This window comes from Streptomyces sp. NPDC055078 (assembly GCF_053607985.1).
In genome coordinates this window covers 1-16,774 of sequence record NZ_JBSGUP010000108.1, presented here as the reverse complement: position 1 = coordinate 16,774, position 16,774 = coordinate 1, and the positions used below count along the sequence as shown (strand labels likewise).

Annotated in this window: 13 protein-coding genes and 1 pseudogene; 10 read left to right on the top strand and 4 right to left on the bottom strand. The window is 61.9% G+C overall.

Annotated elements, in window-relative coordinates:
• Nucleotides 1–137: 137 nt before the first annotated feature.
• Both ACWF94_RS12455 and ACWF94_RS12450 read right to left on the bottom strand, forming a co-directional pair.
• Nucleotides 138–335, bottom strand: coding sequence for a hypothetical protein (locus tag ACWF94_RS12455; protein WP_453487312.1), 198 nt, complete (start codon nucleotides 333–335; stop codon nucleotides 138–140).
• A 6-nt stretch (nucleotides 336–341) separates the two neighbouring features.
• Nucleotides 342–521 carry a hypothetical protein gene (locus ACWF94_RS12450; RefSeq protein WP_453487311.1) on the bottom strand — a complete coding sequence of 60 codons (180 nt, stop codon included), beginning with the start codon at nucleotides 519–521 and terminating at the stop codon, nucleotides 342–344.
• A gap of 830 nt (nucleotides 522–1,351) precedes the next feature.
• Here ACWF94_RS12450 and ACWF94_RS12445 point away from each other — a divergent pair.
• From ACWF94_RS12445 to ACWF94_RS12405, 9 genes are all read left to right on the top strand, one after another.
• Nucleotides 1,352–2,110 (top strand): GntR family transcriptional regulator, encoded by a 759-nt coding sequence (locus ACWF94_RS12445; RefSeq protein WP_453487310.1) that lies wholly within the window; start codon nucleotides 1,352–1,354, stop codon nucleotides 2,108–2,110.
• Nucleotides 2,091–2,663, top strand: a complete 573-nt coding sequence (locus ACWF94_RS12440; RefSeq protein ID WP_453487309.1) for a GNAT family N-acetyltransferase — start codon at nucleotides 2,091–2,093, stop codon at nucleotides 2,661–2,663. The genes ACWF94_RS12445 and ACWF94_RS12440 overlap by 20 nt, the downstream gene beginning before the upstream one ends.
• Nucleotides 2,664–3,287: 624 nt before the next feature.
• Entirely contained in the window at nucleotides 3,288–6,884 is a 3,597-nt protein-coding gene (locus ACWF94_RS12435) for a DEAD/DEAH box helicase family protein (RefSeq protein WP_453487308.1), read from the top strand.
• Nucleotides 6,881–8,326, top strand: a complete 1,446-nt coding sequence (locus ACWF94_RS12430) for a restriction endonuclease subunit S (protein WP_453487307.1) — start codon at nucleotides 6,881–6,883, stop codon at nucleotides 8,324–8,326. The genes ACWF94_RS12435 and ACWF94_RS12430 overlap by 4 nt, the downstream gene beginning before the upstream one ends.
• Nucleotides 8,323–9,870 carry an N-6 DNA methylase gene (locus ACWF94_RS12425; RefSeq protein WP_453487306.1) on the top strand — a complete coding sequence of 516 codons (1,548 nt, stop codon included), beginning with the start codon at nucleotides 8,323–8,325 and terminating at the stop codon, nucleotides 9,868–9,870. Before ACWF94_RS12430 ends, ACWF94_RS12425 begins: the two co-directional genes overlap by 4 nt.
• A gap of 441 nt (nucleotides 9,871–10,311) precedes the next feature.
• On the top strand, nucleotides 10,312–11,457 hold the full coding sequence (locus ACWF94_RS12420) for an AAA family ATPase (protein WP_453487305.1): 1,146 nt from the start codon (nucleotides 10,312–10,314) through the stop codon (nucleotides 11,455–11,457).
• Nucleotides 11,458–11,476: 19 nt separating this feature from the next.
• Nucleotides 11,477–12,586 carry a restriction system modified-DNA reader domain-containing protein gene (locus tag ACWF94_RS12415; protein ID WP_453487304.1) on the top strand — a complete coding sequence of 370 codons (1,110 nt, stop codon included), beginning with the start codon at nucleotides 11,477–11,479 and terminating at the stop codon, nucleotides 12,584–12,586.
• A 130-nt stretch (nucleotides 12,587–12,716) separates the two neighbouring features.
• The gene (locus ACWF94_RS12410) at nucleotides 12,717–13,343 is read left to right on the top strand and encodes a hypothetical protein (RefSeq protein WP_453487303.1); all 627 of its coding nucleotides are present in this window, start codon (nucleotides 12,717–12,719) and stop codon (nucleotides 13,341–13,343) included.
• A 255-nt stretch (nucleotides 13,344–13,598) separates the two neighbouring features.
• Nucleotides 13,599–14,012 carry a hypothetical protein gene (locus ACWF94_RS12405; protein ID WP_453487302.1) on the top strand — a complete coding sequence of 138 codons (414 nt, stop codon included), beginning with the start codon at nucleotides 13,599–13,601 and terminating at the stop codon, nucleotides 14,010–14,012.
• A 13-nt stretch (nucleotides 14,013–14,025) separates the two neighbouring features.
• Here ACWF94_RS12405 and ACWF94_RS12400 read toward each other — a convergent pair.
• Nucleotides 14,026–15,673, bottom strand: a pseudogene (locus ACWF94_RS12400) (tyrosine-type recombinase/integrase).
• On the bottom strand, nucleotides 15,670–16,308 hold the full coding sequence (locus ACWF94_RS12395) for a helix-turn-helix domain-containing protein (RefSeq protein WP_453487301.1): 639 nt from the start codon (nucleotides 16,306–16,308) through the stop codon (nucleotides 15,670–15,672). The pseudogene ACWF94_RS12400 and the gene ACWF94_RS12395 overlap by 4 nt, the downstream one beginning before the upstream one ends.
• Nucleotides 16,309–16,398: 90 nt before the next feature.
• Between ACWF94_RS12395 and ACWF94_RS12390 the strand changes: the two genes are divergently transcribed.
• Nucleotides 16,399–16,704 carry an integrase gene (locus ACWF94_RS12390; protein WP_453487300.1) on the top strand — a complete coding sequence of 102 codons (306 nt, stop codon included), beginning with the start codon at nucleotides 16,399–16,401 and terminating at the stop codon, nucleotides 16,702–16,704.
• Nucleotides 16,705–16,774: the final 70 nt, after the last annotated feature.

Here is a 16,774-nt window from a genome sequence, read left to right as displayed (position 1 = left end):
CAGCAGGTGGGAACGGCCCAAAACAGCGCCCCCGGAGTGGCTGCTCCGGGGGCGCGCGGCCGTTCAGTGGATGGAGTGCCCCGGCAGGGAGTCGAACCCTGCCTGCGACCATCGGGGCGGTGTGCTCAATCAGCGGGTCACTCCGGCTGTGCGGTGTGACCTGCGGCGTTACCGGACGCGTTCTGATACGCGACCTGGTAGTGCGGCAGACTCCCCAGCGACGGATGACCCGGCGTAGAGGCGATCTCCCCGCACCGCTTCGCCAGACCATCGGCCCGGGCCTGCTCCTCAGCAGCCAGTGCCTCAGACGGCTCCTGCTTGCGTCCCCAGCCCATAGCCGGTCACCGGTCCTTCGGCTGGTCCGTGAGCCGGGCCGCGTCCTCGAACGCGCGCTGAATCAGACCCTGCTGCCACGCCAGATCACCAGCAGCGGGAGCGGGGTCCTGCGAACCCAGACCGGACGCCCATCCCTCAGCCCGCGTCTGGAACTCCCACGCGGTCTCCTCGGAGCTGCCGCTCATCAGCGACCACCCCGAACCTTCGCCGCATCGGCGGTGCGCTTGTTCGCCTCAGCCAGCTTCCGGGCCAACGCGGCCCGCTCCGCATCTGTCAAACTCGTCACCACAGGTGACCTCCCAATCAGGTGCCTGTGCGCGGCACCCGGTTGCCTCCGGGTGCCGCACCTGTTGGAGCCCTCTGACTCCCCCGCCCCGCCTGTACGCGCCCCAGCGAAAGGGGCCCGGACAGGCGGGAGAGGCAACCAGCCGCACCGCCACAGGCGGTGCGGACGAGCTGAACCGCACGAGCGCCGAACCATCAGGTGCGGACCGACTCACACGGCGGGTCGTGCGACGACGTGAAGGGCATCGCTGCCGGGCCGGTCAGCACCGGCAGCGCCCTCGGTATGTCGACGGAACATGAAGATCTCCCCATCAGAGTTGAAGGGTGCCGAGGGCTTCACCAGCGCCGTTGCCACGGCCACCGGTCCCGAGCCTCGAATCTCGGAGCGTCCTATTCGCACTGCTCGACGCCAGCAGAACGACCACAACAGCGGCCGTCGACGGTCCTCACCCGGCCGTCACGGGAACGGGGGTTCACCCCCGTCAATCAAGACACTCTGTTGAATTCTCAAGGAACGACCAGCGCGGGACCCGTGGCGCGCAACCGAAGTCGCCTTCCAGCGGGCAATCCCGAACCAGCGGCACAGCAACGTACGTGACCCCCCGTACAACATGTCTGGAGGAGTCGTAGAAGTGAGTTTGCCTACCCGTGCTTGGCTCGTCAAGCCTTTCCGTCTAACTTGTACGGAGGAGTCGGAGTAGAGAGGTCGGAGATGCCAATGCGGCGCGGAATGACCAAGGCGCAGGAAATTGCCGCTGACCTGCGTAGGCAGATCGAGAGCGCCGAGCTTGCGCCCGGCGCGGTGTTGCCGAGCGAAGCGCAGCTCATGAGGCAGTACGGCTACAGCCGGGAGACCGTGCGTGCGGGCGTGCGGGCCCTGGTTGAGGAAGGGCTTGTGGTCACCGGCTGGGGGCAAGGGAAGTACGTTCGTGAGGACTATCCGCCGGTGGTCTGGAACTGGTCGACGCTGGAGAGTCGTAGCCGACACGAGACGGCCGTCGAGGGGCAGACCGCCGGGGATCAATGGGCGAGTGCCGTTCAACAGGAGGGCAAGAGTCCACGGCAGGACATCAGCGTGTCCATCGTTGAGCCGCCGGCACATGTGCTTGACGCGCTCGCGCTGCCGGATGGGAGCCTCGTGGTAGCGCGGAAGCGCGTTCGGTACGTCGACAATCGGCCCTATGCGCTTGCCGACTCGTACTTTCCGCAAGAGCTGGTCACCGGCACGCTGCTCATGGAGCCGCGCGACGTTGCTGCACCCGGCGGTGTGCTCGCCTCAGTCGGTCTGATCCAGACCAAGTACCGCGATGAGATCGCAGTCCGGATGCCGACCCGACAGGAAGCCGAGCTACTCGCGCTGCCAGCGGCGACGCCGGTAGCCGAGCACACGCGAACCGGCTATGACGCGGACGGAAAGCCGCTGCGCTGCATGGTGACGATCCTCCCCGGAGACAGGCACAAGATCCTCTATGAAGTCGACACCGACTGAGTACATCCGCCCCGCGCGGGCGGATGACGTTCCGGCCCTGATGGCACTGAGGACCGAAGCTGAGCGATGGCTCAAAACCAAGGGAACCGACCAGTGGAGCCATGCCGAGACCGGCGCCAAGGCCATTGCCAAGTGGCGAACGTCGATCGATGAAGGGCGAGCTTGGGTGGTCGTTGACGACTCTGGCGCGATCTTGGCCACCGTAAGCCGGGGGCCCATAGATCGGGACTTCTGGGCTGACAGTGACAGGCCAGAGTCAGCGTTCTACCTCTACAAGCTGATCGTTTCCCGGGACGCGGCAGGCAAGAATCTGGGGGCGCGCGTTGTGGACTGGGCCTCACGCCTCGCTGCCATGGAGGGGCGCGACTGGGTGCGCATCGACACATGGCGGACCAACCGCGAACTTCATGCCTACTACGAGCGGCTGGGCTTCAAGCATGTACGGACGGAAAGTCCATCGCACCGGCGTTCAGGCTGGCTCGCTCAGCGATCGGTCACGGCGCTGAGTCTGCCTGATTTCCTGTTGGACGCGGGTGGGCAGTTCGGGCAGTGACTGGGTCTCAGTTGTGGTCTCAGTCGCGGCTCGTTCCGCGACTGTTCGACCACGTCCGCTGAAGTCCGGAACCATGTCTGACCAGCCACGCAAGGTGGAACGCGGACGCAGGCGGACGCGCCCGGAACAAGATCGGACAACTCGTAATGCGTAGGTCTCGGGTTCGAATCCCGAAGGCGGCTCGGAATCACCCCAGGACTCACTCGCCGTGGCCTGGGGTTTTTCGCATTTCCGGGGAGGTTTCTGGGCCGGTGGCGGTTCCCGTTCTGTGCTGGCGCGTCCAAGGGGAGCGCAAGGGGAGCGCATGAGCGCAGCGACTGTGCAGGGGGGAGTGCGCAGGATGCGACTGAGTCGGCCGTGGAACGGCTTGGGAGCCATCTTCAGCAGGACACATGTTTTGTGGGAACACCCCAAGGCTGACTCGTATCCGGACATCAGCGAAGACCCCTGCCCCTTCCGGCGCGGGGAGGTGAGCCTGCCGCCGAACGGACACCGAGTACTGCTGGCTGGATCTTGGGATGACCAAAGCAGCCATCTGCCGACATGCCGTCCAGCGTTCGGTACCTTTGTGACGGCGAGGGCGATAGCAATACGTTGGATGGTTGAACGGATGTGGAGGGCTTCGTGAGCCAGGGGCGTGGCCCGATCGACACGAGGGTCCGGGAACTGGCCGCTCGATCCGCAAACTTTGGCTTCCTGCTGCCTCACGAGCCCCTCTTGGTGCTGTACGGGGCAAGCGCGGAAGTAAGCCTCTTCACCGACCCGAGCGTCACGCTCCTCAAGGGTCGCCAGTTCGGGGAGACACTTGCCACTGCTCTTACGCGGCGTGCCGGCATCACGGTCGGTAGGGATGATCAAGCAAGAAGGCTGCACGTGTTGGTGCGGGCCGGCTTCCTCGATGAGTCGGTACGGCAGACATTCGATGCCCTTCGGCGACCCGTACCTGAAGCCGCGGACTGGGACTTTGCACTAGAGCGAGAGGCTCTGCGCGCGGTCAGGCAATGTTTCCAGCTGGGAGTCTGGTTCCACCGACTTCTGACCGGGGACCGGGAGCAGATCCTCTTCATCCCGCCAGAGGCACCCGACTGGATTCGGGCCGCAGAGCCGGCAGACGCCGACGCCCGTGCCGAGGTCCAGGCGCTCCGGGGTGAACTGGAGGCTGCCCGCGTCAGTCTGGAACTCTCCAGGGTGAGTTACGCGGATCGGGAGCGTAGCCATGAAGAGGCTCTGGAGAAGGCTCGTGAGAGCGCCTCTGTCGAGTTGGCCCGGGCCAGGACCGCCCTTCCCGAGATGTCGACGCTGGTCACCTCGCTGGCTACGGAGGTGTCACGTCTTCAGCGTGGATTCGACGAAGCTCTGCCACTGCGAAAGCCGACTGCCAGGCAGAGGGAACTACTGGTATCCAGCGCTCGCCGGGCAGCTCAGGAGCCACTGAGCGAAGCTCGGGTACGCGATCGAATCGATGTGATGCTGCATGCTGCGGGCTGGTCAGTCCAGGATGGGCAGGGGAAGCAGAACCTCTACGCGGCACGAGGAGTCGCCGTCCGAGAGGTGACCACGGCGGCAGGCCGTGCTGACTACTTGCTCTATGTCGACACCAAACTTGTCGGAGTGATTGAGGCCAAGCACGAGGGTGCCGATCTCACGACCGCCGAGCGGCAAGCCGATCGCTATGCGGGGGGTCTGACAGCCAGACAAGATCTGCAGGCGTGGCGGACACCATTGCCATATCGCTACGTGAGTGATGGCGGCCTGGTCAGATTCCGCGACGATCTAGACCCGGATTCACGTACCCGGGACGTCTACTCATTCCACCAGCCCGAAACCATCGCTCGGTGGATTCGTGAAGCTGAAGCTGATAAGGCAGCGCCCACCTATCGAGCCCGCATCAGAGATCGTCTGCCAAAGCTCGACCCTGCTGAAGTGGCTACTGGGCGGCTCAGGCCGGCCCAATTCGATGCTGTCCAGGGGCTGGAGGACTCGCTGCGTCGTGGTGACCAGCGATCCCTGGTCCAGATGGCAACAGGTGCTGGCAAGACCTTTGCTGCGGTCACTGCTGCCTATCGCCTTTTGAAATATGCCAAGGCGCAACGGATCCTCTTCCTTGTCGACCGCAACAACCTTGGGGTCCAGGCCCTCGCGGAGTTCACCAACTACACGACCCCGGACGACGGGAGAAAGTTCACCGAGCTCTACAACGTGGACCAGCTCACTGGCTCCACTGTTCTGGACTCGTCCAAAGTTGTGGTTTCCACCATTCAGCGGCTGTCCAGTCTCCTGGCTGGTCAGGAGCCCAGAGATCCCGACGACTACAGTGAACTCTCGGGGTTTGAGGAAGAAGAACGCGATCAAGCGAAACCTGTCGCCGATGTCATCTACAACGGAAGCCTATCGCCAGAGTCATTTGACCTCGTGATCATCGACGAGTGCCATCGGTCTATTTATGGTCGATGGCGGTCGGTCCTCGAGTATTTTGATGCACACCTTGTCGGACTAACCGCAACACCAGTGGCTCAAACATTCGGGTTCTTCCACCAGAATTTGATCAGCGAGTACACTTACGAACAAGCTGTGGCTGATGGGGTGGCGGTCGACTACACTACCTATCGCATGAGGACGGCTATCACCGAGCAGGGTTCTGTAATCCCTGTCGAGACTCATGTCCCGATCAAGAACCGTCGGACTCGGCGCCGCCGGTACGAAGAGTTGGACGAGGACTTCTCGTACGGCGCAAATCAGGTCGGCAGCAAGGTCATTAGTACAGGTCAGTTGCGTACCGTAATCACTGCATTTCGCGAAAATCTAACCGTATTTTTTCCTGAGCGCGGGAGCATGCAAGGTGACATGCGTATGGTTCCAAAAACGCTCATATTCGCCCGTGACGATAACCATGCTGACGAAATCGTCGAAATGGTACGTGTGATATTCGGTCGGGGGAACAGTTTTTGCCAGAAGATCACAGGGAAATCTCACCAGCCCGACCAGCTACTTTCGGAATTCCGTAACGCCCCTCAACTGCGCATTGCTGTCACCGTGGATATGATTGCGACCGGTACCGACGTTCGAGCAATTGAGTGCGTATTCTTCCTACGGGATGTCAAGAGTTGGGCCTACTTCGAGCAGATGCGCGGCCGTGGTGCACGAGTGATTGACTCGACCGAACTGCAAGCAGTCACTCCAGACATCCGCGAGAAGACCAGGTTCGTCGTCATTGACGCCATCGGCGTCACCGAGAGTCACAAGCGTGAAACGCCCGTGGTCGAGAAGGATGATGCTAAGCGCACGTCACTTCGCAAGCTGCTCGGCAAGACTGCGGGTGGCACGATCGACGAGGACGAGGCCGAGGAACTAGGGCTGAGGCTGTCGCGGCTGTCGCGCACCCTCACTGCTGACGACCATGCGGAGATCACACGCCTAGCCGGCAAGTCGCTGGATGCGATCGTCGGCAAAATCGCTAAGGCTGTTGATGTAGATCACATGGACAAGATCCGGCAGGCAGACGGTGCCAAGGGCGTGCACTGGATGATCCAGCAAGCTGTGCAGCCTCTGGCGGCTAACAAGGACCTGCGTGATCTGCTGGTCTACATCCGCACCGATCAGCGAATCGTCTACGACGAGGTAAACCCGGACGCCCTCTTGTCCGTCGAACCGGTGGAGATGGCGCGACGTACCGTGACCAGTTGGCGCGAATACCTCGCCGAGCACCATGATGAGATCACCTCCCTCCAGATCGCACTGACTGGCCTCGGAGGGCGTGACATTCGTCCCAGGGAGGCTTACCAGCGGCTGAAGGACTTGGCGTCGCGTATCGCACGGCCCCCTCACCAGTGGACCGTGGAGCGCCTGTGGCAGGCGTACGAACAGCTAGGGGCAGCCACAAGCGAACCGGGGATTAAGCACGGGCCGCCGGATCTCGTCTCTCTGATCCGATATGAGCTTGGGCTTGATTCCGAGCTTCGACCGTACCGATCAACAGTAGAGAGTCGGTTCGCCAACTGGGTGGCTCGTCAGAAGCAGGCGGGTGTGGTCTTCAGTGAGGACGAACTGTGGTGGCTGGAGCGAATTGTCGACACGATGGCTACTAGCGTCAGGTTCGATGTGGCTGACCTGGACCACGTACCCTTCACGGAGCGTGGTGGAACCGATGGTTTCCTCCGTGTCTTCGGCGACGACCGTGCCGAGGCTGTCCTCGACGAACTAGATCAGGAACTCACCGCATGAGCGAACTGCCGCCCGGATGGGTGCGGTCCACGCTGCAGGACTTCTCGGAAGTACGGCTCGGCCGCCAGCGCTCGCCCAAGAACCACAATGGCAGCAACATGCGGCCCTACCTGCGCGCAGCCAATGTGGGATGGCGAGGGTTGCTTCTCGACGATGTGAAGTTCATGAACTTCACCGAGCGCGAAGTAGATACCTACAGGCTCCAGCGTGGCGATATCATTCTGAGCGAGGCATCCGGCAGCGCCGGCGAGGTTGGAAAGCCAGCCCTCTGGAACGGCGAGATCGATGACTGCTGTTTTCAGAACACGCTGATTCGCGTCAGAAGCCAAGGCGTCAATTCACGCTTCCTTATGCATTACTTGCGATATGAGGCGCTCAGAGGAGCTTTTGCGGGAGATTCCCGTGGTGTAGGAATCCACCACCTTGGCTCTGCACGGCTAGCTCAATGGGAGATCGACCTCCCTCCGTTGGCCGAGCAGCAGCGTATCGTCGACGCGCTAGAAGATCACCTATCGCGCTTGGACTTCGTCGAATCATCACTGCAGAATGTCACCGCCCGCTTGTCAACCCTGCGGGACAAGGTCACTGGAATTGCCACAACAGGAGGGGTGCCTGCGAAGAGCAGGGTCGCGGCCGAGATTCATGAGGCAGGGGTCGATGACGGGCCACTGCCATCGCTCCCGGTTAGCTGGCGATGGTCCCGGTTGGGCGACATTGCGCATGTCGTCGGTGGTGTAACGAAGGACAGCAAGAAGCAGAATGACCCCGAGTTCATCAGCGTCCCCTATCTGCGTGTCGCAAATGTGCAGCGTGGGCGCCTCAATTTGACCGACGTATCGATGATTCGGGTTGCAACAAAGAAGGCCGAGCAGCTCCTCCTCAGGAGTGGCGATGTTCTTCTCAACGAAGGCGGAGACCGTGACAAGCTCGGCAGGGGATGGATCTGGGAAGAGCAGATCCCTGGATGCATCCATCAGAACCACGTCTTCCGGGCCAGAGTTGACCAGAACCTTCTTCACCCGAAGCTCCTAGCGTGGCACGCAAATGGGTTCGGAAAGCGCTGGTGCGAGCTCAACGGAAAACAGAGTGTAAACCTCGCGTCGATCAGCCTCAGCAAGATCAAGCTGCTTCCGGTCGCCATCCCGCCGCCAGAAATTCAGCAGGAGCTCGTCAGCCACATCGAGGCACGGCTGAGCATGGCCGATGCCGCACTGGAGACGGCGGGGGCCGGTTTGCTCCGAGCCGCGGCACTCCGCAGGGCTGTCTTGCGTAGAGCCTTCTCCGGGAAACTGGTAGAGCAAGACCCCACAGATGAGCCCGCGACGGTACTGCTGGAGCGCATCCGTTCGACTCGGCCGACGCGAGTACCCCGAACGCGGGCCCGCAAGGCCAGCGCAGCAGCCAAGCGTGAGAGCCAGGCAGTACAGGAGACCTTGCTGTGACCCCACCAACCGCCTCGTCTCGCGTCAGCAACGACGCCCAGGCTCTAGTCAACAAGCTCTGGAGTTACTGCAATGTCCTGAGGGATGACGGTGTTTCTGTGCTCGACTACGTCGAGCAGCTGACCTATCTCCTCTTCCTCAAGATGGCCCACGAACAGAAAAATCGCCGCTTCAATCAGGTTGACATTCTTGATGGCCTTGATGCCTGGCAGGTACTGCTTGATGCCGAGGGGCAAGAACTCGAAGAGCGGTACAGCGAGATCCTCAGCACACTCGGGCGTAGTGGGGGAACACTCGGCCGAATCTTCCAGAAAGCACAGAACCGAATTCAGGATCCCGCCAAGCTGAAGCGCTTGATCCGAGAGTTGATCGGCAAAGAGAACTGGTCGGGGACAGGCGTCGACATCAAGGGCGATGCGTACGAAGAGCTGCTCGCAAAGAGCTCGGAGGACGTCAAGTCCGGCGCAGGACAGTACTTCACTCCACGAGAGCTCATCCGAGCCATGGTCGACTGCGTTCAGCCGACCCCAGACGACACAATCATGGATCCGGCCTGTGGCACGGGAGGCTTCCTCCTGAATGCGTTCGAGTACATTCAGCATCACCATGAGATGGGCCTCACCCTCGAACAGCGGGAACGGCTCACCACGGACGCATTTCGGGGGAATGAGCTGGTCGATGGCACGGCACGCCTCGCTGCCATGAACCTGCTACTGCACGGCATCGGTCAGCCCAATGGTGAGTCATTGATCGACGTGGGGGACGCTTTGGCGAAGCCGCCAACTCGTCACGCATCACTCGTTCTTGCTAATCCTCCGTTTGGCAAGAAATCCTCGATCACGATCATTGGCGAGGATGATGAATTTGAGCGCAAGGATCTTGCTTACCATCGTCGGGACTTCTGGGTAACCACGACTAATAAGCAGCTCAACTTTATGCAGCATATTTACACATTGCTACAGACTGGTGGCCGAGCAGCCGTCGTAGTTCCGGATAATGTGCTGTTTGAGGGAGGCGTTGGGGAGACGATTCGCAGACGCCTCCTGCAGCAGTGCGACGTGCATACTCTGCTGAGGCTTCCTGCTGGAATCTTCTACGCCGGCGGAGTGAAAGCGAATGTGCTTTTCTTCGAAAAGCTACCGCCTCGCGCCGACGGAAAGCCGCACACGCAGAATCTCTGGGTTTACGATTTCCGGACCAATCGGCATTTCACGCTCAAGCAGAATCGGCTGTCCAGAGAGCATTTGGATGACTTTGTTGCTGCCTATGCCCCAGGCAGGGACCGCAGTGAGCGGACTGAAACGGAATCCTTCAAGAAATACGACATTGATTATCTCTTGAGTCGCGAGAGGGTCGACCTTCTTCTCCTGGCGGACATCAAGGATAAGTCGATTGAAGGTGTCGATGATCTGGTCGAACCCCACGTTCTTGCTGAAGAGATCGCGGAAGAGCTGGAATCGGCATTGTCAGAGCTGATCAACCTCGCCGTGGCATTGCGGCCCGCAGTGATGCCTGAGGATGGGCTGCAGACCGCGGTGTCCTGACCAGATAGACGTCCGAAATGCCTGGCCCCCCGGGGAGGGGATGTGCAGCTGCTAGAACTCCGCTTGCCTAGTTATCGGGGCCTGCAGGACCTTAAGCTCGACTTGTCTGAAGGCCACGACACATACGTGCTCGTTGGGCGAAACGGCCGCGGCAAGTCCCGGATTCTTCAGGCACTTGCCGAAATCTTTGGAAGCCTCTGGCGTGGTCAGAGCGCACCATTCGGCTACCGGGTCAGTTACACGCGAGGCGGCTGCCTCGTGGAAGTAGAGCAAGTAGCAGCCAGATCTCTTCCCAAGATGACGGTATCCGATCGAGACTCAACCAGTTCAGTCGTCCATAAGGCGAACTGGAGCATCCATCTCCCAGACCACCTATTTGGCTATCAAGCCGCCAGGGAATCTGGGTGGAGAGAGGAATTTGATAGACATAGATTCGCTGACATGGCTGCTGCGCGAGGTGATAGCGCAGCCAGTCAAGGCGAATCTCTTGCCCGCGGTATCAGGCCGCTTTTCCTTTGCGAAGTTACGCATCTCCCGCTGATCCTGGTATCGCTCCTATCGAACTGGTCCGAGAAGTTCGCGCACCATGCACAGAGAGATGTGCGCATCTCCGGATTTGCTTCTGCTGACATCGTCATTCGGAGACCATCCTGGTACAAGCGTGCCCGGCATATTGATCTTCCTTACTGGGGGCTGGAGGGTGATGCCCCGGCTCTTTTCGATGCAATCGCCACCCAGGGGAGATTTGGATCAATTCCCGATGCGGCTACCCGCAGCGCATATACAGAGTTCCGAATCACTATAGCAACACCTGATGACCTCAAGAGTTTTCGTCGACTTTTTGCCTCAGACGTGGCGATGTTCGCAATGTTCGAAAGGCTCCAAGCCCAGGAAGTTCTGACAGCTAGCGTGCGCTTGAGCATGGTCGACGGACATCAGATCGCTTCGGATGAGCTGAGTGCAGGTGAACAGCAGATCCTCACAATCATGGGAATGCTGAGGCTGCAGCGTGGTGAAGAGTCCCTCTTTCTGCTCGACGAGCCGGCTTCGCACTTTCACCCAGGTTGGAGTCAACGCTGGTACTCGACTGTCCAGGAGATGTTGGAGGATGGGCAGAATTCGCAGTTCATTGCGGCTACCCATGATCCGGCAATCGTGTCGAACATTCCCCGCGAACAGATCCGCATTCTCCACGGGCCTGCAGAGGGCCTCATCCAAGCTCAGATACCAACCGTCGACCCACGGGGCCACGGCGTCGGAGGCTTGCTGACTACAGAATTGTACGGCCTGGATACGCAACTGGACAATCACACCCAACGGCTCATCGACACTCAATACGAGCTTTCGAGAGCGCCAGTCTTGAACGAAGAAGAAAATCGTCGGCTACGGAGTATCAACAGGGAGCTCGAGTCCCTCGGGTTCGATACTATTCGCCGCGACGCCGTGGTGTCACTATTCCTTGCGGAGCTTGATCTGCGGCGGAAAGAACTCCTGAAGAGGGCTGGGAGTGCAGATCCCCCTTCCGAGGAAGAGTTCACTCTCTTGGTGAGGGGACTATTTGACGAAAAATTCGGCCGAGGCTTGTGACAGCGTGCGATACGTCGATATGAGCAGCTTGACCGTACCGTCCGATTGGTCTCGTCGCGCAGACGTCCTCAAGAGGCGCGTTGCGGATTGCGGAACGGACAAGATTAAGATCGCGGGTGTGTTTAAGAGTTCCCCGCATTGGGCGAGACTGCGTCCTCAGATCATCGATTTGGCTGACCGTAAATGTTGGTACTGTGAGGGTGAAGTCTCTAATAGTCGTCTCCCTATCGATCATTTCAGGCCCAAAAATGGTGTCGTGGGAGAAGTGCATCCCGGCTACTATTGGCTGGCCTATGAGGTCAGTAATTTCCGACTTATATGTGAATTCTGCAACTCGTCGACCGATGATGATCCAACGGGTCGTCGAGTCACTAAGATTCACCACTTCCCTCTACTTAATCCTGCCTCCAGGCTTCTGGGGCCTGGCATGAGTGTTGAGAGAGAGATCCCAGTTCTTCTCGATCCTGTGGTGCGGGCGGACTGCGACCTGCTGGACTTCGATGGGTCGGGCGCTCCGCGGCGAAACGACAATCGACCTTCCTCGGCCCTTGAGCGGGCGGTGGGTGTTTGCAGAGTCAAGGAGTCGATTCGTATCTATGGCCTGGACCGGCCTGGATTGAAGGAGCGACGCTCCCGAGTGATGAGGGATGTTACATTCAAAGCAGGTGTGCTTGATGCGCCTGTTAGGGCTGAAGGTGCTCTGGAGATGCTCCGTGAACTTATAGAGCCCAAAGCTCCCCACAGTAGTGCCGCCCTCTCGGCTTTGCGTAGCTGCCGTGATCTTAATGCTGTTGTGGAGAATTTCCCTGATGAACTAGGAATTGAATCAGCTTTCGTAGGAATGTCTCGCCCCGAAGCTCTCACTGTTTCAGACCTAATCACTTCAGGTTCCCTGAAGGCTGGCATTGAGTTGGTCGGCGATTCGGATTTTGGCGAGGTAATCGCTTTACTGCTGCCTGATGGGGGGTTTGAACTGGGGGCACGTTCGTATGCCACACCGACCTCCGCTGCGCGTGCGGCTACAGGAAGTGCGGAAATTGATGGGTGGGACTTCTGGAATGTAGCCGTTTCCAGTGGAAGGGTCTCGCTATCGCAGATTCGAAGTGAATTCAACGAGGATGCTGATTGAATTGATTTCGGGAATCCCGATAGGGGATCGGCGCATCGTTTATTCCGTTGACGTAAAATCTGGCGAGAATCGCCCGAAGTGCAGATCGCTTCTGTGGAAGCAATCCACGGCTGGATCGTAGGGTGGTGCCGTGGCAGATGCGATGGATACCGTCCCGTTCAAGTCGCTGGTCGCGCAGGCGAGCGCCGCGCTGCTGACCCGCGGAGTCGAGGTGGAGACCACCGCCGTGCACGGGATCGTCGCTCATCTCGTCGGCGCCATGGCGAAGCGGGTCGGGACGGACGAGGAGGAAGCCGTCCACCTGGTCACTCCGGAAGCGGTGGCCGACATCATCGTGAAGGCGGCCGGCGACCGGGAACCGGGTGCCGCCCCGCCCCACGCCGTCCGGCCCGTCCGGGTGGACGACCGGCTTGTGCGCGTCAGCGTCGAGTCGCTGGGGCACCTGGTCATGGCCACCGCGCAGGCCGGCAAGTACGCCAGCTTGAACGGCGACGGCCCGGCGGCAGCCCATCTACTAGACCTCGGCACCGAGATCGGTGCCGCACTGGTGAAACGGCATGCCGGGGGTGAGGCGGAGGTTCCGGTCGGGGTCCTCGATGAGGTTGCCGAACGGGTGGACGCCGTGGCCGACCGCGTCGAAGGGGACGGCTGGAGTGTGTGCCCCCGCGATGAGGAACACCGCCAGAGGGAGACGGACATTGGAGCCCTTCCAGTCATGCGCCACCACGCTGCTCTTGCTCGGAGACTTCGCGGTTAGGCAGCAGAGTAGAAACATGGGCTAGCGTGGCCGCCCCATGAGTTGAAGCCAGGCGGCAGACCGTGGAGCGCAGTAGTCCATGCGCCCAAAATGGGTGGACAGGTGGACTAACGTGAAACCGTGACTTGGTCCTTGAGCCGTCTGCCTCCCCGGGAACCGGAACTACTCGACGCGCTGTTTCTCTCCGTGGGACGGTCGTTGCATCTTGCGAACGCATTCGAGCGGAAGTGCCAATGGATCCTTCGGTGCATCAACGTGATCGAGCTGCACAAGGAAGCCGACCCGGTTGCCGAGCTTGAAGGCCTGTTTGCTGCGCTTCCCGCTGACAAGATGCTAGGTCCTACGCTGGAGCGTCTGCGTGGCCGTATGAGATGTTCGGAGGAGACAGCGGGTACCCTGCGCCGGGCCAGGTTGGGCCGGAACTTCATTGCGCATGAGGGCGCTGCCGTAGGTGATATCAGCCTTGCAAGAGAAGGCGACATTCTGGTTCATGCGACCCGACTACGCTCTGCGGTTTTGGACTTGGCGGACGGTGACAACATCGTCTCGCGGTGGGGCTACAGCATTGAGGAGCCGCGCGGGTACCTCCCCCTCGACCTGATCAACGCGTATCCGGAGATGATTGACGAGTGGGTCTTCGGCCACTTTGAGGACCTCCCCGCGCTGTAATGCGTGAACTCGATCAGGCTACTGCTGTTTGCTCTGCCCCCTCTGAATGGCACCACACGAGCAGATGCAGTCGCAGTCCCGTCGTTCGCCGATCCGGGCAACTTGTACTGCTTGCTTCTCGATCACAGAGCGGATGGCCTGCGGGGCCCGGGAGACGAGCTTGACCACGGCCTCGGCGGCTTCGCGGGCGAGGTCGTCCAGGACGGACTGGTAGCTGTCCCGGGTGATGCGGGTATCGCTGTGACCAAGGGTTTCGGAGACGACCTTGATGTCGACGTCGGCGGCGAGCATCAGGGTCGCCGCGCCATGGCGGAGGTCGTGCAGGCGGATGGGCGGGAGACCGGCCTCGGCGTCGAGGCGGTCGAAGAGGTCCGAGATCTTCCCCGGGTGCAGCAGGGAGCCGTCCTCTTCGGTGAAGATGCGGCCGGTGTCCTGCCAGGCCGTTCCCCACGTGGTCTTCTCGGCCTCCTGGATCAGCCGCCGGGCCTCGATGCTCTCGACGGTTTCCGTGTCGAGGGCGACAACTCGGACGCCGCTGTTGGCCTTCGGCAGCCCTTCGTGGACGTCCCAGCCGTCCTGGACGAGCTGGGTGGCGATCGTGAGGGAACGATTCTTCATCGAGAAGTCCGTCCAGCGCGGGGCGCAGCCCTCACCGCGCCGGACGCCCCGGAAGGCCAGCAGCCGCCACATCGCCTCCAGGCGGTGGCCCAGGATGTGGTCGAGGAAGGTGCCGAGCTGCTCAGGGGTCCAGACCATGACCGGGGAGGGGCGCACGCCGGTGCGGTTCCACTCGGTGATCCGTTCGTCGGTCCAGAGCAGGGCCTTGGGCTTGGTGCCGGGCAGCAGTTCGACGTGCTCGGTGGCGTTGTAGCCGGAGGGGAGGACGCGCTGGCCGATGGCGACGTTGAGCGCGGCCCGCAGGGTGTCGCGGATGTGGTGCTGGGTGTTGACGCTGGTGACCCGGCGGAACGGCGGCATCTCGGCGATGGCGGCCTTGAGCGCCTTGCGCCGGGCGCGGTCTCGCGCCCCTTCCAGGGGACTTGGTCCAGCTCGGCGAGGGCGGCCCGGCGCTGGGCGTTCTGCTCCTGGATCTCGATGTTGCGCTCGTTGATCGCGTCGAACATCCGGTTCAGGTGCTTGACGGCGAGCTTGTCGAGGCGGGTCTCGCCCAGGTGTGGCTTGAGGTGGACGCGGACGTCGACCTCGTAGCGCTTGTAGCCGCCGGCGCGGAGGCTCTTTTTCCCGCCGAGCCACTCGTCCAGCCACTCGGCGACGAGGGTGCGGGCGTTGAGGGGCTGCCCGGCCTTCAGCCGCTCACGGGTCACGTCGTAGTCGGGGAGCGCGTCCTTGCCGGCGGCGCACGCCTCCAGCATGTCGCTGACGGACTGGATCGCTTCTGGGTCGTCCGCGTCGGGGAGGGCGAGCAGCGCCCGGACCTTGCTCAGTTCCTCGGTGGCGTCGGTCGAGGACGCGAAGCCGGAGCGTCGGAATTCCCGACGGGCGCCGTCCGGCCGGTTGGCCAGCTCGTGCCGGATGGACCAGGTCCCGTGCCGCCGGTTGGGCAACTTCGGGCAGGAGCCGCCCCAGTTCTTGCCCGTCTCTGGGTTCCGGCAGGAGCAGCGCCGGGTGACCGTACCGCCCTGCTTCGCCTTGGTGCTCAAACCTGCCCCTCCGTGGACGGCTCGCCGCCCAGTTCGTCCGGGAGCGGGGGCGGGGTGAGGCCGCGCCCGCGCATTCGGTCGCGGAAGGCGTGCAGTTCGCGCCGGTCCTCCCCGGCCAGTTCCTCGTACGAGGCGACGGTCTCCAGGAGCGCGTCCCGTCGTCCGGTATCAGTGACGAGGGCGGCCTTGCGTCGTCGTTCCTTGGACATGCGGGCGGAGGTGAGCGCGGTGGCGACGGCATCGCTGTGGGCGCGGAAGAGGTCGAGGACCTCGCGGGGCGAGCCCTCCAGGGCGGGCTGGTCTAGGCGGGTCTCGCCGGTGAACCAGGCGAGCGCGTCCCAGGTCGGGACCTCCTGGCCTGGGAGGACCTCCACGGCGGCCTCGGCGTCCAGCGGGAACATCAGGGTGACGGGCGGGACGCCGTACACCCGGGACAGGACGAGGAACTCGCCGAGATCCACGGAGGTGCGTCGGCCGAGTTCGAGGTTGGTGATCGTCGCCGTCGGAATCGGCAGGCCCGCGGACGTGCATGCTGCGGATGCGGCGGCGACCGTGAGGCCGGCGGCCTTCCGGGCCCGGCGCAGTTGACCGGCCACCCGGGTGGTGAAGGCAGGCGACCAATCACTTGTTGTCATAATTGCAAGTTAAGCCGTTAAAAAACGCGGCTGCAACATCCGTGGTACGAATTCTGCTGTCAGAGCAAATCTCGGAGATCGGATCTCATCATGGCCACACAGATCCCTGTCCGAGGGATGAGCCGTGAGGACCTCCTCGCCCTGCCGGTCGCGGTCGACCTCGACACCGCGAACAAGGCCCTCACCATCGGCCGCAGCACCGGCTACGCCCTCGCCAAGCAGAACGCCTACCCGGTCACTGTCCTCCGGCTCGGCAACGCCTACCGCGTCATCACCGCCGACCTCCACCGCCTCCTCGGCATCGCGCCGGAGCGGGCCGGCGAGCCGGGTGGGCAGGCATCCCCGTCAGCGATCGCAGACGAGGCGCAGCCGCAGTCGACGGTACGACCTGCCTGATCGGCATCACCGGCTCCGTGGCCGGGCTCACCCGCGACGCCGATCGCTTGCGCGTACGACAGCCCGGGCC